Here is a 20,311-nt window from a genome sequence, read left to right as displayed (position 1 = left end):
GTTATGCGCTGTCCTGCTGCGTTCCTTCCGTAAACGCGTTTGTTTCTGACTCGTTCTCCTTGATGAGCATGTACCCTCTTCCCCTGACTGTGACAATGACGCGCGGTTCGGTTGGATCGTCGCCGAGCTGCTCGCGTAGTCGTGCGATGGTCATATCGACTGTTCGTGTGCGCACGCCTCGCGGGTCGACACCCCAGACTCTTTTGAGCAGTTCGTCGCGGCTGATCGCGCGTCCACGATGGGCTGCAAGGTACGAGAGCACTTCTGATTCGCGCTGCGGGAGCACAATCTTGGTGCCATCGGACTGTGTCAGTTCTCGGCGCTCGAAATCGATGGTGATCCCTGCGATGCACAACTGATTCAGATGCGTGGGGCGTTCTGCGCTGCGCCGGAGCACCGCCTCTATACGCGCGAGTAGTTGCGTCGCGCTGAAGGGTTTGACGACATAGTCGTCCGCGCCGAGCTTCAACCCAGTGACGACATCCGAATCTTCGCCTCGCGCGGTGAGCATGATGATGGGCAGCGTGGGCCTGCTTGCACGAACCTCCTTGAGCACGGTCAGACCGTCAACGTGCGGCATCAGGATGTCGAGCAGGATGATGTCGATATTCGTCGCAAACGCTGCGGACAAACCCTCACGCCCGTCCTTGGCTTCGATTGCGCGATAGCCTGCGAATGTAAGCGTATCGACAACACCCTTGCGGATTGACGTGTCATCCTCTACGACCAGCACGGTGCCCATCGGCATGGGTTGCTCCTTTGCTCTGTTGCTGAATGGTCTTCATCGGCGAAACGGAGGATCCTTCTTTGCGGAACGACCGCTCCAGCATCATCCAGGACGCTGGAGCGGGTCGTGGTGTCGTGGCAAGCGGAGATCATGCCTGCCATCGCGGGGTGTACTACTTGTCGCCATTGTCCTTTTCGAGTTCTTTTTCGGATGGCGACGGTGTTTCTTCCCTGTACTCAATGCCGGCACGAACCGCCTGCTTGCGCATCGCTTCGAGCACGCTGGTATCAAACGATGAAACCGGCCCATTCTTCACCAGCTCATTCTTCATAAACTCAGTGCGCTTTGCGTTCAGATCGTTGATTCGCAATGCAATCTGCTCGCGTCTGTGCAACTGATCCTTCACGTATGCTTCGCGTTCGGATTCATTCATGGATTGCATGACATCTGGAAGCTCGTCATCCTTTACATCGACGAGCTTGACGGTGCCTTCAGAGATATCGCGCAGGAGCTCCTGCTCTGCACCGAGCGATGCGCCGCCAGCACCGGATGCGAGATACGCAGCACGCTCAGCTGCAGCTGCCGGTCGATCTGCGATAGCCTTGTCGTTCCTTGTCGCAAGCTCTTCACGGGCCTGCTGACGCATGTTCATTTCTCTGTCGCCGTAATAGAGGTTTGTTGCACGAAGATCAACACCGAGCTGTGCGAGTTCCTCGTCGTACGGTGTTGTGACTGCAACAACGCCGCCAGACTGCTCAATGGCAAAGTACTCACCCTCGGCACTTTTTGCTATTTCCTTCCAGACTGGTGCTGTTTCGCTCATCATTCCGCACTGGATGGTGTTGATGATGATTCCCTTTCGTGCGGCAGCTTCGCAGGTCTGCGGGTACTTGATGTCGTCCTGATAGTCCATGTGTGGTGGAGCATCGCCAACGAGATAGACGATGCGCAGTACGCTGTCACCATCGGACCATTGTGTGTCGTTGACAGCTTCAGCGAGGGCCTGGTTCACACTCTCCGGTCCATCGCCACCACCAGCAGCCTGAAACTCGGTCAGTTTCGCATAGACAAGATCAAGGTCATCCGCCATCGGGACAGCCGTTGTGATGTATGCGTCTGATCGATCACGATATCCGACAAGTCCGATGCGAATTTTCGGTGCAGGATTGCCGGTGGACATCATGTTTGCAATGGACCAGATCTTCTGCTTTGCGCCCTCGATCAATCCGCCCATGGACCCGGTTGTGTCGAGCACAAAGACAACCTCAATCACGGGCTGCGTATCGTGTTCGAGCACTTGAAGCGGCACTTTGGGCGAAGGACGAATCAGTTCGATATTCGGAACATCTCGTATCGGTATGACGTTGATCGTGGTATCGGTCGGCTGCGCCGCTGCGATCGAGGTGATGGCAAGTCCTGCTGCAACTGCTGTCATTGTTGTGCGTTTCATATTCAAACTCCGTGTGGATGGTGTGTTCGTGTGGTGTTGTGATGTTTCTATCAGTGGATCACACATCTATTCCTGGAACCTGACGAGCGTGCGCTTGCCCTGATATATCAGGTACAGGTCGTTGTTCAGCGCGAGCAAGCCCTGGCGGTTCTGCTTTGCAAGATCAACCGCAAAGGTGAAGAACTCGTCAGAACCAAGATCGATAATCTGTTCTGGGTCTTCTGCTTCTTTGTCGAGCAGATCTGCGTCGATCCATCGCGCGTTTCTCATGTACAGCGACCGGTCCGCTATCTGGCGAACATTGGCTGTTGACACGCGGCGCATGTCCCTCGTGATCATGTCATTGTTTGTGTTCAGAACAGCTTGGCGTTCCATGTACCCGATGTTCATCTCCTGGCTGATCGCTTCAGAACCGTCTCGCTTTGCGACCGCCTTGGCATCCAGTTCCGAGCGGGCAATCTCTCGTGCAGGTGCGGATGAGGGGGGCGAGGCACCCTCCGCTGGAGGCGCTCCATTGAATGCGCGTGTGTGCGGTCCACGCCAAACCTCGCTACCCAGCGCGAGTGACATCTCATCATCCGCAGCGAGAAACGCTGTGTACTCGGTGAGCACACCCCAGCGGGTGCTCAGACGCACGATCTCGTCAACAAGCTCGTTGAACCTTGGGTCAGCGGTTGCAGGTGTCGATCCATATCCGCCGGCGCCCATCGCACGGATTTCAGAGATCAGTGTTGCGATCTTTCTGCTCGCCCACAGACGCGGCACATACGCATGCTCTGTGGAAGCCTTTGTCAAATCAAAGCTCATCTGGAATGCACGCTGCACGCCATAGAACTCCCCGGAGAGTTGCAGCTTCAGATCCTTGTCGTCCGTGTACTGGCCCAGGACGATGAGTTGGTCACCTTCGAACAGGTCGGGAATGGTGCCGGGAATCATGTCGCGCACGTGGCGTGTGTTTCTCGTGCCGTCCGCTCCGAGCGCAACGAGCGTGGGCGATGCAAGGACAGGACCTGACAATCTGGTAAAGACCTGCCCGATCTTCACCTCCACATCTTCATTTGGAAGAACAAATGTGGATGTTGCACGCGCACCATCTGCGATTGTGCGAAGGAGCGGTGCGTTCACATCAACACCAACACCAAAGGTGAAGATGCGCCGGTTGTGTGGATTGCCCGCCTTGGCTGCATCAACAATCTCTTTTTCGTTCCGAACACCAATGGTCGGCAGTCCGTCTGTCAGGAACAGCACCATAGGGAGCATGGCATCCGTCGCGGGCTGGCGGAGCGCTTCGATCAGCGCGTCGTGGATGTTGGTGCCGCCATTGGGTGTGAGTGATGCGAGATATTCTCGTGCCTGAGCGATGGTCTCGCTCGATTTGATCACCGGCTTTGACGCGAACATCTCAACACTAGTTGAATAATCAATGATGTTGAATGCCTCGCCCTCGTCGAGCGCTTCGATGACCTGCAGCGCCGCTTCGCGTGCCTGCTCGATCTTCTCACCGCGCATCGAGCCGGAGCGATCGATGACCAGTGTGACCTCGCGCTTGACCTTTGGCCTGTCTGCCTCATCGGGCAGACCAGCGATCATGAGGAAGTACCCCCCCTTGCCACCGTTGATTTGCGGATCGGGATAGGCCATGAGTGATGCGGTGATCTGATCTGAGTTGTTCCGAGCGATGAGATACGACAAACGGAACGCGCCATTATTCTGGTTGGCAGACCTTGAGGGGACGTTTGCGCGAACATGGCTTGAGCTGATCTTCTTGATGTCAAGATCATGGGTGGGTGAGTAGACGGTCGAAACCGGGTCGTTCGAGATGATGTCGATGTCGAATGTCCATGCGACGCCGGTTGCTTCGAGCGCTTCGGTGCGAGGAAGCATGTAATCGATGCGTCCGGATTCCGCAGCCAGCACCTGCTCGTAGACAACGGTCGCAAACTGCTGTTGTCCCGGCTGTACAGGGAACACGGACGACTTGATGAGGTTATAACCAACAAACTCGAGCAGTCCGGGATCGATTGCCTTAGCGACGATTGCTTCGTACATGCGACGTGCCTCGTCGCGTGGCAGGATCTTTGCGATCCCCTCTTCGCCAAGACCTTCAAGCTCGAAGTGCTTGACTGTTGCACCCTCTGGCACAGGCAGCAGGAGCTGCGCCTCTGCCATACGACCACCAGGGTTGTACACAGCCATGCGGAGTGTGGTCGTTGCGATCTGGTTAGCGATTTGAACCTTTGCTTGCACCTGCTTGAGCTCGACAGAGCCGAACCGGTTGTCGCGCGGTGTGATAACGTGGCGCTGGGGCACAATCACGTTGACACTGATGAACGTGTCCTCGGTAATCTCCGGTTGCATTGCGTGTGCGGGGAGTGCTGCTCCGAAGACAGCAGCACTGGCGAGCAGTCGTGTGATGTGCCTGGAATGACGAGCAAGGTGGGGGTGTTTCATGGTGATGTGCCTCGGGCCGGTTCGTGTTCCGTGGATGGGTGTAACTGGTGACAATGCCGAACGACACTCTCACTGATACAGGTATACGGTCAAGTCGGCATTCAGTGCGTCACTACCATGTAACCACCCTGTTTGTCACCGTTCTGTCACACGCATAGCGACACCGTTCAGATCCCTTCTATCATCTCGCATGGCAAAGCGCGTGCTCCACGATGAATATTTCAAAAAGGCCAAGGAAGAGGGGTATCTTGCGCGCAGTGCGTACAAGCTGATCCAGATCAACGAGCGATTCAGGTTGATAAAGTCCGGGTATCGCGTGCTGGATCTGGGCTGTGCGCCCGGCGCGTGGCTGCAGGTTGCATCGAAACTTGTGGGGAATACCGGACGCGTAGTCGGGCTCGACCTGAAGGATGTCCGCGAGAAGTTCCAGAAAAACGTTCGCGTATTTCAGGGCGATGTAAGAACATTTGATGTCAATACGCTCATCGAGGCTGCTGGTGGCAAGTTTGATGTTGTTGTGAGCGACATGGCACCGAACACATCCGGTGCTGGCGATGATCTCGTTTCGTGCATGCTTTGCCAGGAGATTCTGAATCGGATCGCAGAGCTTGTGCAGCCGGGTTCGTCGCTTGCGATGAAGGTGTTCGAAGGCAGCGAGTACAAGCCGCTGCTGAACCGGACAAGTCGTGTGTTCAAGCAGGTCAAGGGATTCAAGCCAAAGGCAAGCCGCGATATCTCGCGTGAGATATACATCGTTGGAGAGCACTATAAAGGGCCGATCGAGGGAGCTATCAGAAAAGTTGGCGATGCGATGCAGACGGATGCATCGGTCGAGGCTGAAACCGAATGACGTTTCTCACGCCGATTCCTGCGATTATTGCAGCATGCGTGTGCGTGCCAGCACTGATCGCAATGTACCTTCTGAAACTGCGCCGGCGCGAGCTTCTGGTGAGTTCAACCCGATTCTGGTTTGCAAATCAGCGCGATACGCAGGGCAATGTGCCATGGCGACTATTGCAGCCGAGTCTGACGCTCCTTCTCCAACTGCTTGCGCTGAGCATGCTGCTGCTGGCGCTTGGAAGGCCAGTGCTGAACAAGTCGCGTGCGGATCGCGAACGCACGGTTGTTGTTGTTGACAGTTCCGCTTCAATGGCTGCGCAGGACATGGATCAGGAGCGATCGCGGTTCGATGTTGCGGTTGAGCGAGCAAAGGCAATCGCCGTTATCGCAGCGCAGACAGCAGAGCAGGGTGACGTGTTGATTGTTGACTTTGCAGCTGTGCCAAGACTGATCGTGCCGACAAGCAACGGCAGGCGTGCGATTGAGGATGCCATCGGTTCAATCTCACAAACGGATCAGCCAGCGGATATCGACACGCTGGTTGAGTTGCTCTCCGGTATTGTGCGAACACAGATAGAACGCACACAGAGTGAAACAGATGGAGCAGAATCTGACACTGCTGATGCAGCGCCGAAGCTGCTGCCAACACACATTGTGCTGCTGACCGACGGCGGCAATCTTGGTGCTGATCGCACAATGACGACACTGGAGGGTGAAACAACCTCAGTGCGCTTGCCAATGGCTGAGCTGGCTGCGATGTCGAATGTGCGTATCAGCTACGAACGGATCGCTCCGAAGCCCGACACTGTTGTTCAGCATACGTGGAACGCTGGGATTACAAACATCAGTGCGCGAAGGGATGCAAACGATGCCGGGTTGACACGTGTGCTGGCGCAGTTTCAAGCAAGAACATTTGTGACAGACCCCGTGGAACTGCCCTCTGTGCCGGTTGAGCTTTGGCTCGACGGCACGCTGCTTGAATCCCGCATTGTCGGTATCTTTGACGAGTTGGTTGCGCAGGAGACCTTTGAAGTTCGTGCGCCGCGCGGTGGCGTATTGACAGTTCGACTTCGCACAAACGATGCACTTGAAGCAGACAATGAGGCATCCATCGTGCTCCAGCCCGGGAGGCTGCCATCGATCCTCTTTGTTGTTCCCGACGATGAACTCGCAGAGGGTAACCAACTTCGCGGTGCTGCATGGCTGGTGGGTGATGTGCTCACAGAACTTCCACAGCGAAGACTCGACATGATCACCGAAACAGCGTGGCGCAGGTTCGAACAGGGTGGGGCGCAACCGAATGTGGACATGATTGTGTTTGATCGAGTTGCTCCTGCGCGCATTCCAACTGTGCCGACGATCTCGTTCGGCGCGGACATTGTCTCGGAAGGGACGACAGATCCCGCACAGCCAGTAACTATCCTTGTGTGGGATCGTCGGCATCCGCTGCTGCGCGACGTTTCACTCGATAGCGTGTCGGGTGTGTGTGTGCCAATGAAAGCGCAGATTGACGGGTTCAGAACAACTGTGCTTGGGCAAGGTGTACGCGGCCCAGTTCTGCTGTTGCACGAACGCGAGGGTGTGAAGCATTGTGTTGTGGGGCTTGAACTCGCTACCAGTGCGTGGCCGATGGACGTGGGATTTGCGATCTTCCTTGCGACAGCGGTGGAGTCCCTCACTGGCACGGATCCGACGAATGCCAGTGTTTCGTTTACGACGGCAGAAAATGCGTTTACCTTACGTCGTGGCGATAATATGTCAGATGTGCAGAGTGCGTTCTCACTCGTGCGATGGTTCGGCATGAGAGCGCAGGAGACGGTGCTAAAAAATATAACAGGGGCCGATATGGCAGGACCGAACCAAATGGCTGCGCACTTGGGCATGCTCTCCCGCGCGGGTGTGTATCAGATCGGGGAGTCGGGTGCTACTCCAACTCTGGTGACAGGTGCATGGCAACCGATCGCTGTGAACCTGCTCAGTGCAACGGAGACACTGATGCGAAGCCCGACAGAGCTGGATATTGGCGAACGTGGTGCACTTCGCGGGGCTCGGGCACATGTTGAGCGCGAACTCTGGCCGTGGTGTCTGATCGCTGCGCTGGCAATGATCACACTGGAGTGGTTTGCGTCGCTTAACTTCAGACGAGTTCAGCGTGCAGGATAGAGTTGGTCCATGTTCACCGTGCTGACGGGATCACGCTGCCCGAACTTGTATGTACGCATGTGCTGGATTGGTGGCGTGTAGATGTGCATTGTCACGAGATCGACACCGGGTGCCTGCAGATTTGCGACCTGGTGGATGTCGTTATCCTCAGCGGCGCACACGTATCCCGGCTGCATCGTGACGGTTTCCACAGGGCAGATAAGCCCCGATGCTGTCTCCTGAAAGCGGATCTCTGTGCCCTCACCAGCAACGACGCGAAACGCGCACGATGACCCGCGGTGATCGTGGATCGGCGTGCAGTCACCCGAACGCCAGCAGAGCGCGAGTAGTTCATAGTGCTCTGTCTTGGAGATGATGTTGCGTCGATACCCGCACGGATTAAACTGGCAGCAGGATGCGATGTCGTCGCGACAGACATCAAGCCGATCGAGCATGTCTGCAAGCACATGCAGGTCAGCCCTTGTTGCAAGGCTGTCGAGGTAATCGATCAGTTCCGCGAGTTTCGGATACTGGCAGGTCTTCATCATCTGACCAGTGTACCGCACAAATCCCTGTAATACAACCGAAATCTCGCGGGGTAGAAACCGGAATTCCAACCCGATCCCCGCGGGCTGGTGTGCTAGGAGCGATCCTTGAACCGTTTGGGTGGCTTCTTCCCGCCTCGGGGCTTGGAGGGATCAATGCCTGCTTGGCGCATCTGCTTTGCCTGCTTCGCGCGGGTTTCCTCTACGACGCGTTTCTGCTCCTCGAGTGCTTGACGGAAACGCTCACGGAACCCTGCAGGTTTGCTGGTGCGCGAGGAGGAAGCGCCTGGCTTTGACAAAGAGGCTTTGTTTGGAACAGCCTTCCGGATTTGAGCGCCCGAGCTGCGCTTCTTCATCGGATTCTTCTCAAGATCGAGAAGCTCATACTTGTCCATGTGAGCGCGGATGTACTTATTCTCAAAGATTGCAATTGTTGAGTTTGCGATGAAGTAGATGGCAAGACCACTCGGTGCGTTGTACATGAATACCGGGAACATGACCACCATCATGACTTTCATGATCTTCTGTTGGGTCTGCTGCTCCGGTGTCATTGTGGCTTGGGTTGGCGGCGTGAGATACTTTTGATGCACAAAGAACACAACACCGAGCAGGAGGGGAAGGATGTTGATACCGGTCACCGCTCCCCAGAGTTTGAGGGTGAATGCGTGTCCAAGTGGGATGAACGAATCCGGGTTTGAGAGATCGGCGAGGAACGGCCATTGTCCGCCTGAAATCTTCTGAAACAAACCAAAGAATGCGGGTTGGTGGCGGAGTTCCTCCGCAAAGAACAGCGCGGCGTACAGCGCGATCCAGACGGGTGTCTGCAGGAACATGGGCAGGCACCCGAGCATGCCGACGGGGCTGATGCCCTCCTCCCGCCACAGACGCGTCATCTCCTCCTGCATCTTGCGGCGGTCGTCCTTGTACTTCTCCTGGATGGCTTTCTGCTTGGGCGACATCGCCTGCATCTGTTTGCCGAAACGCTGCATCCTGATCTGCGACCACTTTGTGATCGGATGGAGCAGTGTGCGCACAATCACAACGAGACAGATGATCGCGATCGCCCAGTCGAAGACGACAAAGCTGTGCAATGTGCGCAGGATCCAGATGAGCGGATGAGTGAGCCATTCAAATGTGCAGAATGCGCACGCGCCGCCGAGGTTGTACGCGATCATCTTTATCGCGCCCATCTCGACAGCGATCGGTTCTGACTTGATCGCTGCTGTTGCGAGCGGGCCAGCATAGATTGCTGTATCAAGATGCGCTGTTTCACCTGCAGCGATGGTTCGTGCGGGTGAGACAAACCTCAGTACCATCGTATTTGTAGCATCTGCGCTCGATGGGTCGAGCAGGGATCGATCGATTGCTTCAATGCTGGTGAGTTGCTTGGATGTGGGATTTGATCCGACCCGTGGCATCGTGACAACGCCGAAGAATCGGTCAGCAATACCAACCCACGCAAGCCTGAACCCCTTCTCGGTTGATTGCGGGTTCGGCCAGATGCGATGTCCGGGGTAGAGACCAGTTGCTCTATCCTTCTTTCCAAGGACATGTGTCGAACTTCTGCCCCAGAGATAGCCTTCTGCGAGCACAACACGGTCTCGTGCGGGTTTGTTTGGGTCTGCGCTGAGCAGATATCCAAACCGCACGCGCCTGCGGTCGCCTGCGTACGAGTTTGCTGAAGGTGGTCGTTCGGTCTGGCCCCAACTCAGTAGCACATACTCAATCGGCTCATTCGTCAGGTTCTCGATGGATTGAGCGAGTTCGAGCGTGCGAGATTTCTTCTTGACAATATACTCACGCTTGATTCTCAGCTGGGCGTTCCCTGCTTCATCCTCGATGATGCACTCGAACACACCGGGAGAGACTTCGGACCAATACCGTGGAGTGACCAGCAGTTCAGGCGCTGCACGATACACTTTGTCGTCGGCGTTGTATGGCGCTTCGATATCATAATCGGTTGTGCCGATGCGGATCGGTGTTGCTGTGATTGATTGGTCCTTGCGATCGAGTCTGCCCCGCTGTGCATAGATCTCAAGTGCGCCGTACGGGACAAACTCGCGCACCGTGCCGGTTGTTATATCGGGCGGCGTATCACCCTCAGCAACATACGGTGGGGTAAGCGTGATCTTTCGCTCTACCTTCTGGATACGAACATGCTCGGTGCTTTTAAGATCCTGAAACTCGTCGGTCAGATCCAGCGCTCGGATGCCTGCACCGTTTGGTTCAAACTCGACAGAGAGCAGGTAGCCCGAAGCAGGGTCAAGCGAACCGATCGGGGTGAATGGTGCTGTACTCTCTACAACACGTGCCCGCATCGTGCCAACAACCGGAGTCACTGTGGAAGGTGCTGCAGGTTGTTCAATCGATGGCGGAGTAGCTGTATCCGGCTGGGTGGATGCTGGAGTTTGTGCAACCGTGTCCGGTTGTTCGTTGCCTGTCGTTGTGCTTGGAGCAACAGATTCTGTTTGGGACGAAGAACCACTGTTATTCGCGTTGGGATTCGAGGGTGTCTGGGTTGACTTGCCAGTGGTCCTGAACATGGCCCAGCCTGTGAGCAGCGCCAGACCGATGGCGATCAGCGGAATGACGATTCTCAGTGTTGTATTGGGCTTCTGCGCCATGAGGCTGCGATGATAGGAGTCGAGCAGCGGGTGCTCACATAAACGTTCGTGTTTTCAGGGGAATTGCTCTCTATTGGCCTTCAAACAGACGGTCGGCCAGCCACGGTGTCAGTTCAGGAACCTGCCGCATCAACTCGGCTGTTTTGGTGATGTCGTACTCAACGCGAACAAACTCGAACCGTGCCGGTGAACCATTCTCAGCATGATAGATGGCGTAGCTTGCGCGAGGATCGCCGTCGCGCGGCTGACCAATGGATCCCACATTGATAATTGCCTTCTCGTTGTCGTTCACAACGTAGCCGTTTTCACCGAGTTCATCGGGCTTATAAAAGTCCGGCTCGTCGGTATACACACCGGGCACGTGCGTGTGACCAACGATCGCAGTGCGATCAACACGCCTGAAGATTGATTCCATTTTGTCCGGTCGATCACGGGGATCATCGTGGAAGATGTACTCGTTGATTGGTTTTCTCGGTGATCCGTGTACTGCAAGAACGGGCTGCTCTCCTCCGATCGGGTCGATGACACGCACACGGAGTCTGCCAAGAAACTCGTAGCGTTCGCGCCGTAGTTGCTCGTTAGGCTCTGCATCGAACTGATCGCGTGTCCAGTACGCTGAAGCGGTTGCAGCGGGGTTGAAACTGGTGGGTTCGTATAGCACAGCGTAATCGTGGTTGCCCATCAGGCACCATCTGCAGCGCTCACGCACCATGTCCACACATTCCAAGGGCTCCGGACCATATCCCACGACGTCGCCGAGGCAGATGATGTCCGTGATGCCTCTGGCTTCGATATCTCGCAGCACTGCTCTGAGGGCTTCTGCATTCCCGTGAATGTCACTGACGATGGCTGTTGGCACGAGCGCGTGTCCCTTCCGTCCCAGCCCGGTCTTTGGGCGGGCCCCGATGCTAGTTTCATCGCACGCGATCGGCAAACTGAAGCAATGGGTGGGGGCAGAATTGAGGAGGAAGGTCTATCGACAAGTTATTGCGGTTGCAGTGCATGGAAACCACGATTCCTGCTCACGTTGCGGGGGCACGTCAGCCGAGGAATGGAGTCGGCTACCATCGCCGAACAGGGACCAGTCACGTTCTGCGTGAACGGTCATCCGAACGGCGTCGGGATCGATTGTTCGACGTTATCAGACACGACAAGACCGCTTTTTTGTCCTTTGCCCGGAGCGTGCGAGTGACCAACGCAACTGAACACACCATGACCATTCCTCCAGCACATGATCTTGTTCGATCGCTCGGCATGATCCGGCCCGAGACCACAAACTCCGGCGTGTCCTACCAGCGAACACGAGAGATGACCATCGACGAGTTGTTGCTCGAAAATCGTGTTGTCTTTCTTATTGGCGAGATTAACCACGCCTCCGCTGCCCGCGTCATGATGCAGATGTTGTACCTTGAGAACCAGAAGCGGGGACAGGAGATCAGTCTGTACATCAACTCGCCAGGCGGCGCTGTCGATGACACGCTAGCGATCTACGACACGATGCAGTTTCTTGCATCGCCAATTGCGACATACTGCATCGGTCGTGCGTACTCGGGCGGCGCAGTGCTGCTGACAGCTGGCGAGAAGGGCAAGCGTTTTATCCTCCCGCATGCGAAGGTCATGATCCATCAGCCCTATGGCGGTGTGACCGGGCAGGCCGAGGATATTCGTATTCAGGCTGAACAGATCATCAAGAGCAAGGCACAACTCAGCGAGATCATTGCGAATCACACCGGGCAGCCGGTCGAGCAGGTCCGCAAGGATTCAGAGCGTGATCGTTTCTTCTCAGCTGCGGAAGCGAAGGCCTACGGACTTGTCGACGAGGTTCTGTCAGCCCCGCCGAAGCCAGCGGCAAACGCGTGATCGTTCCATTGCACTGATCCTGGTTTTCGTCTCACACAGAGCACACACACGGAAGACACAATGAGCTACCTCGTTCCGATTGTCATCGAAAACACTGGTCGCGGCGAGCGGTCATACGACATCTACTCACGCCTCCTGAAGGATCGAATTATCTTTCTGGGTGGTCCCGTGATGGATGAGGTTGCGAATCTGGTGGTCGCGCAGTTGTTGTTTCTTGCTAACGAGGATGACAAGGCAGATATCCATCTGTATGTGAACTCGCCCGGTGGCTCTGTCACTTCGGGACTTGCGATGGTCGACACGATGAACTTCATCAAGCCCGATGTGTGCACATACATCATCGGGCAGGCCGCGTCGATGGGCTCTGTCATCGCTGCAAGCGGTGCCAAGGGCAAGCGATATGCGCTCCGCAACAGCCGGAACCTCATGCACCAGCCATTGCTTTCCGGTGTGATGGAGGGGCAGGCGACCGACATTGAGATCGAGGCGAAGGAGATGCTCCGCCTCCGCGATCGTCTGTATTCGATTTACTCAAAGGCGACTGGCCAGGACACCAAGAAGATCGAAGCGGATTGTGACCGCAACCTCTGGCTTGACGACAATGAAATGCTTGATTATGGGCTGATCGACAAGGTGCTTGATCACATGCCAAGCTCGACGAAGTCCTGATTCCAGCCACTCAAGCCTGTTCCATGCGACGGCTATGCAGTCTATGCTGTTCGGATGGATGGACATGAATCCAGTGAGTCAACAGCCGGTGCTGCAAAGCCCCCAGTTTCGCGCGTTGCTGTTGCTGCGTTGTTATGCGGTATTGGTGCGTGGTTTGTGTGCTTTGTGCCTGGTCTGACGCATCTGTTGGGAGCGGGAGCGCTGGTGCTTGCGGTGGTCGCCGCATGGCGTATCAAGTCATCCAGCGGGCAACTGCGCGGTGCTGGCATGACAGTGCTGGCAATTGTGCTGGCGACTGTTGGTATGTCGGTGGGCACCGCGATTCTCGCGTTCAATGCTGCAATCGTGAACCAGCAGCGAGGGCTTGCACGGATGTTGGTGTCGATTCAGGATGGCGCAACACTCGACCAGATCGCATGGCAGCCCGACCAAACACCGTCGAACGATTCGCCCAAGCTGAATAGCGCTCTGCGTGGCGTACTTACCCAAGAAGACGTTGACACGTTCGCAAGCGAGATCAACACTCGGCTTGGAGCATTCAAGTTTCAGCCGAGCTCAATTACCGATGTTGCTCGTGTCCGCTTTATAGAAAAGGACCTTCAGCGCAAGCGTCAACTCGGTCCGATGATAGCTGAACGTTTCAGCACAGAGAAAGTACGTGTGTGGCCGATGGAGTTTGCCAACGGCTGGGTTATTGCTGTGATGCTCTCGCCGCAAGGACCACACGATGCCAGCGTGCTCGACAACATCGGATTTGTTCCTGTGCAGGCAACGGATGGCGCAGAGCCAGTATGGTTGATTGCACCAGAAAAGATGCCATGATGAAGCGCTATTGGCAGTTATCCATTTGGAGCACGGCTCTCTTCGAGTGCAAACGGCACCATAGATCTGATGTGCAGGTCCTGCTGCGGGAACGCGATTTCGATCTTTTCCTTTCGGAACGCCTTTGTAATTGAGTTGTGCAGATCGGTCTTTGCTTCGAGATAGTTGTCGAGGCTGTGCAAAAATACGCGGAGTTCGAAGTTCAGTGTGGAATCACCAAAGCTCTGGAACACAACATACGGGGCAGGATCTTTCATGACATACTCGCGTTCGCGGGCAATGCCGAGGAGCACAGAGCGCACCTTATCAACATCCGACTCATACGCAACACCAACAGGAATGATGAGCCGCTGCGTTTTGTCGGAAAGTGTCCAGTTTACGAACTGATCTGTGATAAAGGTCTTATTCGGGATAACGAGTTCCTTGCGGTCCCAGTCACGCACCGTGGTTGCACGGATATTGATCTTTGTAACGTCACCCGATACGCCGCCCACGGTTACGGTGTCACCGACGCGTACCGGTCGTTCCACCAGCATAATGAGCCCTGAGATAAAGTTCGCAAATATTTCCTGCAACCCAAAGGCGAGACCGAATGTGATTGCAGCCGCGAGAAACTGGAGTTGGCTCCATTTCAGACCGACCGCGTTGAACGCCACGATGACTCCGATCAACGCGATCAGGTACCGCACGATGGTTGATATTGCAAACCGGGAGCCCGAATCCAGCGGGAGTTTTTTGAGAACAATAATCTCAAGCAAACCTGGGACATTTCGTGCGAGCACGAACGAGATGATCAGCACGATAGCTGCTGCAAGAGCATCCATCAGCGTGAAACGCTTTGGAATACTCGCAGTTTCATCGGTCGATGTCACTGATTGCGTGAGGAGGCTTGTCGGCGAAGTCGGTTGTAGTTGTTCCTGATTCCTTTCAGAGTTTGTTGTGCCTGCAGATTCTGACGTGCTCTGAGGTGATTGCTGCGACGTCGATGCATCCCTTGATTCAGATTGTGCGTTGGCATCATTGGGTGACCGAACGATCGATTCGAGTCTCGTCAGCGCATCTGAATGCTGCTGGCTCTCGAGGTATCTGATTGAAGGAAGCAACTGCACGCGATCGAGCATGCGCAAAGCTGGCAGTACGTCTGCCCAGATCGCAAAGAGAGCCAGCGCTGCACCGAGTGTCACTCCAGCACGGATTACCCGCCGAGTCTGGGTATCAATCTCGGGTACATCCAGTTGCGATTCTTCTACAGTGTTCGAAGCTTGGCCATCTTGCGACTGTTCTGCTTCGCGCTTCTTTCGGGCGCGTTCGAGGGCCAGTCGTCGTCGCTCAATGAACAACCAGCGGAGCAGCATGCTGTTGATCACAATAAGGGCAGTAACTGTCCACATTGTCAGGTGCACACGAAGATCAAGCTTGGTTGCCGTGTAGTACCAGCCGAGTGTTGCGAGGATGCCGAGCATGACGGGCATGCCGACAATGACCGTATACCACAGCTTGTGCATGCGCGCGATAAATGTGTCTGACTTCTTCGAGACATACGGCTTTACAAATGGACCGTGGGGATGAAAGATGCGAGCGTTTGCCCAGACGAGCACACCGCACAAGACAACAAATGCGAGCCTGCCGAGCGAGTTGGTATAAGCAAGCGTGTTCTGCGCTGCAAGTGTTGTCGAGAGAAACAGCAGAGGGAGCCCGGTGATTGCAGCAATGGTGGTTGTCTTCTGCACAAGCCACAGCCCATCGCTTGCCCATCTGAAATGCGATGAGAGGAGCCCCTTTGGGATCACAGCTGTACGCACAAAGACAACAACAAAGAGAAAGCCCGAAGTTGTCAACAACCCATTGCCCACAGAACTGAGAAGTTGATCAGATGCTTGCGAGAGCCAGTAGCCTATCGCGAGTGGAAGCATCGTTGCGCATGTTGCGATTGCGATCGTCAGCAAGAGTGCTGCAACAGAATATGAGTATCTGTCTGTTGCGAATCTTGACACCTTGGGCGCAAGATCACGAAGACGTTTGTGCAGCGACGGCAGGAACGCGAGCAACAGCAAAGCGATACCGCCGATGGCAATATCAAATCCGATGATTGAAGACCTTGTGATCCAATGTGACTTGAGCCCCGAGGTCCACGCGGTCGGATTCAGAAGCCACGCACCGGCACTTGCGATGTCGCGCGGCTTTGGGATCACACCACCCTGCACACTCCTGATCCAGAGGATGCGCTCTTCGATAAACGACCGATACGTATCGGTCGCTTCGATAGTCTGCGCGAGAACCTGATCAAGCTCATTCAGTTTGGATATCAGTTTGTTATAGCTTTGGAGCCCTGACTCGATTGTGCTTACGATTCCAGGGTTATCCTTGATTCCTTCAATCCCCTCTCTGGCTTTGCTTTTCAGTTGGTCTTCGGTGAACTGATTATCTCCTCGGGAAGCTGCAACAAGACTGTTGATGGCTGCCGTTGTATTCTGGTATTGGCCCTGCATCTCCTGCAGGTCAATACGTTTGTATTCTGTTGCAGAGATTCGGGATTGCAGGGTGCGCCGCTGGCCAAGCAACTCAGATTTGTTTGGCAGCGAGTTGAGCTCGGAGCGCAGAGACAAGCCGTATGCGGTTGATTGCTCCGCTATTCTGCCTCGATTCAGCGTGAACGCGATCTTCGATTTCAGTTCACTCAGGTTGCCAGCAGCCTCCTGTATCTGGTTGTTAATGATCCCAATCTGCGCATCGGGTGCCTCAGGATTGCTGTCAGCATCGAATGTCTTTGACAACTCTGCTTTTAAGGCAAAGACATCTTTGATTGGCTCGGGATAGTTCAACGCCGCCTGGGCCTGTTGCTCGGCAGCCTTTGCTTCTGCGGCTGCCTGTTCCTGGCGTCTTTGTGTTGCACGTGCTTCCCACAACTGTGCCGTCTTCGTTGCACGATCAACGCGTCGTTGTCCCTTCGAGATCTGCAAAGGGAGAAGCTGCCGCTGCGCGTTTAGCTTCTCGATCCGTTTCTCTTTCTTTGCGATTGTCGCCTGCAACTGTTCGACCTTGGCCCGTTGGGCGAGCCGTGTCGCGTTGCGGACAACTTCAGCAAGATTCGGATCGAGAGATGCGTTCAGCGCCGTTTGTGCTTCCTCAAGCGTGTTGCGATCATTCGCAAGCTCTGCGTTGAGTGTATCAATTTCAGGAGTGATGCCATCAAGGCTTGATTGCAGTGTCTTCAGAGCCGACTGTGATGCCGTTCGTTCTGCTTCAGCAGCATTATTCTGATCAACGATCTGTTCGAGCGTTAATGCCGGATTCTGATCAATCGTTACCTCGCCCGCGGGTTGCTCAAGATCTGATTGCAGTTGTGTGATCAACCCGGGTATCTTGGCGACATCCTGCGACAACACGCTCGTTTCGTTGCGGGCTGCCTGGGCAGCATTGACATTGTTTATCGCATCGTTGATTGCCTGCAGGGCAACAGCCTTGGTCTCGGCATCAAGATCGGCAAGGTCTGTGATACGCGCCTTCTCCTGCTCAAGTGCTTCGAGCGAGAGTAGGTCGGCAGAGGGAACGGTCTGCGGATCGGGCTGGTTCGCCGTAATTGGCTGAGCAAACGCGGTATGAGCAGAGCAGACAAACAGGGTAAGTGCTGTTACAGCACAAAGAGTGTGTTTACACAAGGCAGCGAATGTGTCAGGGAAACAAGAATGTCGAGTTAAGTTCATGGGTACGCGATATATCGAGGTGCAAAGCGCAGGTTGTACTGCGCAGATGTGATGGAGTTCGGCACGCTACACCCAGAGCGTAGGCAATCGTCCGTGTCAGGTGACAACAAATCTGCAATGGATACACGCCCCGAACTCAATACAACCACCCTGTATTTCTATGCATACCCGCTGGTGCGGTGTCAGTTGCGGTTGAAGACCTGCTGTACACCCTGCCGGTTCATGCCAGCTCCAAGGCACAGCATCAGCAGCAGGCGTGCCTTGAGGCCGTCGAGGTGCGGTGCGGCGATGAAGTTGTCGTCCAGATACGTCATCTGGACATCGCCATCGCCGCAACGGGATGTGCAGACCACAACCATGCCGTGTTGTGCGCATGCGCGGGCCTCGTCGAGTGCAGGTGAGGGCATGTTGCCTTTGCCGAACACCTCGATGACGAGGCCGCGCACACCGGTCTCTTGGGCAGCACGAATCTGGGGCTGCTCGCCAACACCCACTCGGATCAACCAGACATCGGGCGCGGGTTGCGCGCGTATGTCTGGGAGTGTGATCCGGAACCGGTGGGCTTTGTAACCACTCCACGACACTCGTTCCCCCTCTACGAGTCCCAACGGCGTACGGGAGTAGAAGGCATCGTCAGCACCAGAATGCAGCTTGCGGACCTCGGAAGGAGCGTGGATGAGACCGTTCATCACAACGGTCACACCAACAGTGTGAGTTGAGCACGCGAGTCCGACTGTCGCCGCATCCACAAGATTGCTCGAGCCGTCACCATCCGAACCGGGCCGCATTGCGCCGGTAAACACAACGGGTGTGGAGGTCTGACAGAGCACATCAGCCATAAATGCGGATTCTTCCATCGAGTCCGTGCCATGCGTGACGATAACTGTGTCTGCATTCTGGCTAGCAGCGTCTATTCTGCGTGCAAGTTCAACCTGCATTTGGGGTGTGACTTGTGAACTGGGAACACGAAACACCTCTTCGACTGACCATTCTGTGTTCAAAGAAGTGAGCCCGAGCGCCTCAAGCAGCGCATCACCGGAGACAAGCCCGGAGCCGAAGGATGCAATGGTTCCGCCAGTTGAGAGAAGAGAAACTCGTGCCATGGATGTACCCATCGCGCGTCTTTGTGATTTGAAATGGAGCCGGGGAGAATCGAACTCCCGTCCCGAAGCAGTCAGCACACAGCCTCTACGCGTGTAGTCGCGACTTTGATCTCGGCCTTGTGCCCGCTCACGACAGCGTGCTCTTCGGCCCAGCGTCCAGTGAAGTTCCTCGCTCACGCTGCTGGATGCGCCCAGCGCGAGACAGCCTGATGCTTACAGCCAGCTCACTATCAGACATTGTGAACCGGCCGCTCACCGCTATTAAGCAGCGAGGGAGTAGCTGTTATTGGCAGCTATAAAGTGTTGTGTACTTTTTCCGAGGTGCACACTCCTCGACGCGCCACCCTGCACCTTCCCTGCCCGGTCGATACCGATCGGCCCCTGTTGTCAAAGATCTGGTAGTATATCGTCAAATCTTCCAGAGGTCTTAGAAGGCAGGGAAGATTGATTTCAAATCATGTCGGGGCGACTTGCCATGTATGAACACAAGATTCCGCTCACTGAAGAACAAGAGGCGTTCATGCAATCGCTGAACCCGGATATGGAAGCACTGATAGATAGTGTCCGAACAGCCACAACTGACGCAATGCTTCTGCACATAGCAGCATCTGACTACGGATATGAAGTTGACGAATATTTGCAGGCATTGGAAACGCTGCGATCCTTGGGTTGGCAGGACGTTAAGGCTATTCATGGACCGCGCGAGGTGCTTTCACTTTGCCACTGGGATGAGCCTGGCAATCCGGGCTTTGACAGGACAAACCCGTTCCCATTTCTTGAACGCCATGTCATCCGTCTGTTCTGCTGCTCGTTTCTGCTTGCTGCAGAGGCGAATGATTTAGAAGGGTACGGATTTGCGAATAACCAGACAGTTATTATCGCAGTCGACAGTGCGATTGAGCTTCACAGTGTCGAACCAGAACAACAAACAAAGGTGCGCCAGCAGGAGCCTTTCGATCGGCTGTGCAACTCTGTGCTGCAACGAACAATGCAGGCGCTGTCGTACTCAGCCATCAGACTCCAGACGATTGATGACGAAGGCTGGGCCTTTTTTCTTGGTATTCTGCTCTGTGGCATAAAACTTGGCACGATTGATGCTGCACAAGCTGACCTGATATGCCAGTGGATACGGGAAAGAACGGCCCAGCACATTCGGCAGGGAGGTGTTATCCTGAGTGCATCAGATGGTGAATCTGACGCTCACACAAAGAGTAACTCCCCTCTAAATACAACATTCTTTACAATCGGACACAAAGTCTGGCGAAGCCTTGTTCCATCGGTTATGCAAGATGCTACCGAAATATGGCGGGCCAATGGAAACAAGGACGAAGCAGATAGGGCCGATGCATTCGTATCGTGGTTCGTGTCCTAGGG

The 20,311-nt window shown here is 55.2% G+C and carries 14 protein-coding genes and 1 other RNA gene; 6 read left to right on the top strand and 9 right to left on the bottom strand.

Annotated elements, in window-relative coordinates:
- Window position 1: 1 nt before the first annotated feature.
- The 3 genes from H6815_02490 to H6815_02480 form a co-directional block, all read right to left on the bottom strand.
- Window positions 2-748 carry a response regulator transcription factor gene (locus H6815_02490; protein MCB9859295.1) on the bottom strand — a complete coding sequence of 249 codons (747 nt, stop codon included), beginning with the start codon at window positions 746-748 and terminating at the stop codon, window positions 2-4.
- A gap of 151 nt (window positions 749-899) precedes the next feature.
- A complete protein-coding gene (locus tag H6815_02485) occupies window positions 900-2,177 on the bottom strand; it encodes a VWA domain-containing protein (protein MCB9859294.1) in 1,278 nt (425 codons plus the stop codon).
- Between the two features lie 66 nt (window positions 2,178-2,243).
- Window positions 2,244-4,628 (bottom strand): VWA domain-containing protein, encoded by a 2,385-nt coding sequence (locus tag H6815_02480; protein MCB9859293.1) that lies wholly within the window; start codon window positions 4,626-4,628, stop codon window positions 2,244-2,246.
- A gap of 190 nt (window positions 4,629-4,818) precedes the next feature.
- Between H6815_02480 and H6815_02475 the strand changes: the two genes are divergently transcribed.
- Together H6815_02475 and H6815_02470 are read left to right on the top strand one after the other, a co-directional pair.
- Window positions 4,819-5,478: an RlmE family RNA methyltransferase gene (locus H6815_02475; GenBank protein ID MCB9859292.1), complete on the top strand. Its 660-nt coding sequence runs from the start codon at window positions 4,819-4,821 to the stop codon at window positions 5,476-5,478.
- Window positions 5,475-7,631 carry a VWA domain-containing protein gene (locus H6815_02470; GenBank protein MCB9859291.1) on the top strand — a complete coding sequence of 719 codons (2,157 nt, stop codon included), beginning with the start codon at window positions 5,475-5,477 and terminating at the stop codon, window positions 7,629-7,631. Before H6815_02475 ends, H6815_02470 begins: the two co-directional genes overlap by 4 nt.
- Here H6815_02470 and H6815_02465 read toward each other — a convergent pair.
- The 3 genes from H6815_02465 to H6815_02455 all read right to left on the bottom strand — a co-directional run bounded on the left by H6815_02465 (window position 7,616) and on the right by H6815_02455 (window position 11,638).
- Window positions 7,616-8,158: a cysteine dioxygenase family protein gene (locus tag H6815_02465; GenBank protein ID MCB9859290.1), complete on the bottom strand. Its 543-nt coding sequence runs from the start codon at window positions 8,156-8,158 to the stop codon at window positions 7,616-7,618. The genes H6815_02470 and H6815_02465 overlap by 16 nt on opposite strands.
- Before the next feature lie 92 nt (window positions 8,159-8,250).
- Window positions 8,251-10,779 (bottom strand): YidC/Oxa1 family insertase periplasmic-domain containing protein, encoded by a 2,529-nt coding sequence (locus H6815_02460; GenBank protein ID MCB9859289.1) that lies wholly within the window; start codon window positions 10,777-10,779, stop codon window positions 8,251-8,253.
- Window positions 10,780-10,849: 70 nt separating this feature from the next.
- Window positions 10,850-11,638, bottom strand: coding sequence for a metallophosphoesterase family protein (locus H6815_02455; protein ID MCB9859288.1), 789 nt, complete (start codon window positions 11,636-11,638; stop codon window positions 10,850-10,852).
- A 395-nt stretch (window positions 11,639-12,033) separates the two neighbouring features.
- Between H6815_02455 and H6815_02450 the strand changes: the two genes are divergently transcribed.
- The 3 genes from H6815_02450 to H6815_02440 are packed head-to-tail and all read left to right on the top strand — an operon-like array spanning window position 12,034 to window position 14,130.
- Window positions 12,034-12,639 (top strand): ATP-dependent Clp protease proteolytic subunit, encoded by a 606-nt coding sequence (locus tag H6815_02450; protein MCB9859287.1) that lies wholly within the window; start codon window positions 12,034-12,036, stop codon window positions 12,637-12,639.
- Between the two features lie 60 nt (window positions 12,640-12,699).
- Complete coding sequence (locus tag H6815_02445; GenBank protein MCB9859286.1) at window positions 12,700-13,308, top strand: ATP-dependent Clp protease proteolytic subunit; 609 nt, start codon at window positions 12,700-12,702, stop codon at window positions 13,306-13,308.
- 54 nt (window positions 13,309-13,362) lie between these two features.
- Complete coding sequence (locus tag H6815_02440; protein ID MCB9859285.1) at window positions 13,363-14,130, top strand: DUF4190 domain-containing protein; 768 nt, start codon at window positions 13,363-13,365, stop codon at window positions 14,128-14,130.
- 17 nt (window positions 14,131-14,147) lie between these two features.
- Here the strand turns inward: H6815_02440 and H6815_02435 are convergent, their stop codons facing one another.
- The 3 genes from H6815_02435 to ssrA form a co-directional block, all read right to left on the bottom strand.
- Window positions 14,148-17,789 carry a mechanosensitive ion channel gene (locus H6815_02435; protein MCB9859284.1) on the bottom strand — a complete coding sequence of 1,214 codons (3,642 nt, stop codon included), beginning with the start codon at window positions 17,787-17,789 and terminating at the stop codon, window positions 14,148-14,150.
- A gap of 227 nt (window positions 17,790-18,016) precedes the next feature.
- Complete coding sequence (locus H6815_02430; protein ID MCB9859283.1) at window positions 18,017-18,937, bottom strand: asparaginase; 921 nt, start codon at window positions 18,935-18,937, stop codon at window positions 18,017-18,019.
- Between the two features lie 31 nt (window positions 18,938-18,968).
- Window positions 18,969-19,319, bottom strand: a transfer-messenger RNA (tmRNA) gene (gene ssrA, locus H6815_02425).
- Between the two features lie 93 nt (window positions 19,320-19,412).
- Here ssrA and H6815_02420 point away from each other — a divergent pair.
- The gene (locus tag H6815_02420) at window positions 19,413-20,309 is read left to right on the top strand and encodes a hypothetical protein (GenBank protein ID MCB9859282.1); all 897 of its coding nucleotides are present in this window, start codon (window positions 19,413-19,415) and stop codon (window positions 20,307-20,309) included.
- Window positions 20,310-20,311: the final 2 nt, after the last annotated feature.

Source organism: Phycisphaeraceae bacterium (assembly GCA_020639155.1).
Classification (GTDB): domain Bacteria; phylum Planctomycetota; class Phycisphaerae; order Phycisphaerales; family UBA1924; genus JACKHF01.
The sequence above is the reverse complement of the archived record's forward strand: the minus strand, read 5'-3'. Positions and strand labels throughout refer to the sequence as shown.

Excerpts from the sequence above, each read along its gene's own strand:
- H6815_02490 (MCB9859295.1), bottom strand. The coding sequence starts at position 748 with ATGCCGATGGGCACCGTGCTGGTCGTAGAGGATGACACGTCAATCCGC.
- H6815_02485 (MCB9859294.1), bottom strand. The coding sequence starts at position 2,177 with ATGAAACGCACAACAATGACAGCAGTTGCAGCAGGACTTGCCATCACC.
- H6815_02480 (MCB9859293.1), bottom strand. The coding sequence starts at position 4,628 with ATGAAACACCCCCACCTTGCTCGTCATTCCAGGCACATCACACGACTG.
- H6815_02475 (MCB9859292.1), top strand. The coding sequence starts at position 4,819 with ATGGCAAAGCGCGTGCTCCACGATGAATATTTCAAAAAGGCCAAGGAA.
- H6815_02470 (MCB9859291.1), top strand. The coding sequence starts at position 5,475 with ATGACGTTTCTCACGCCGATTCCTGCGATTATTGCAGCATGCGTGTGC.
- H6815_02465 (MCB9859290.1), bottom strand. The coding sequence starts at position 8,158 with ATGATGAAGACCTGCCAGTATCCGAAACTCGCGGAACTGATCGATTAC.
- H6815_02460 (MCB9859289.1), bottom strand. The coding sequence starts at position 10,779 with ATGGCGCAGAAGCCCAATACAACACTGAGAATCGTCATTCCGCTGATC.
- H6815_02450 (MCB9859287.1), top strand. The coding sequence starts at position 12,034 with ATGATCCGGCCCGAGACCACAAACTCCGGCGTGTCCTACCAGCGAACA.
- H6815_02445 (MCB9859286.1), top strand. The coding sequence starts at position 12,700 with ATGAGCTACCTCGTTCCGATTGTCATCGAAAACACTGGTCGCGGCGAG.
- H6815_02440 (MCB9859285.1), top strand. The coding sequence starts at position 13,363 with ATGGATGGACATGAATCCAGTGAGTCAACAGCCGGTGCTGCAAAGCCC.
- H6815_02430 (MCB9859283.1), bottom strand. The coding sequence starts at position 18,937 with ATGGCACGAGTTTCTCTTCTCTCAACTGGCGGAACCATTGCATCCTTC.
- H6815_02420 (MCB9859282.1), top strand. The coding sequence starts at position 19,413 with ATGTATGAACACAAGATTCCGCTCACTGAAGAACAAGAGGCGTTCATG.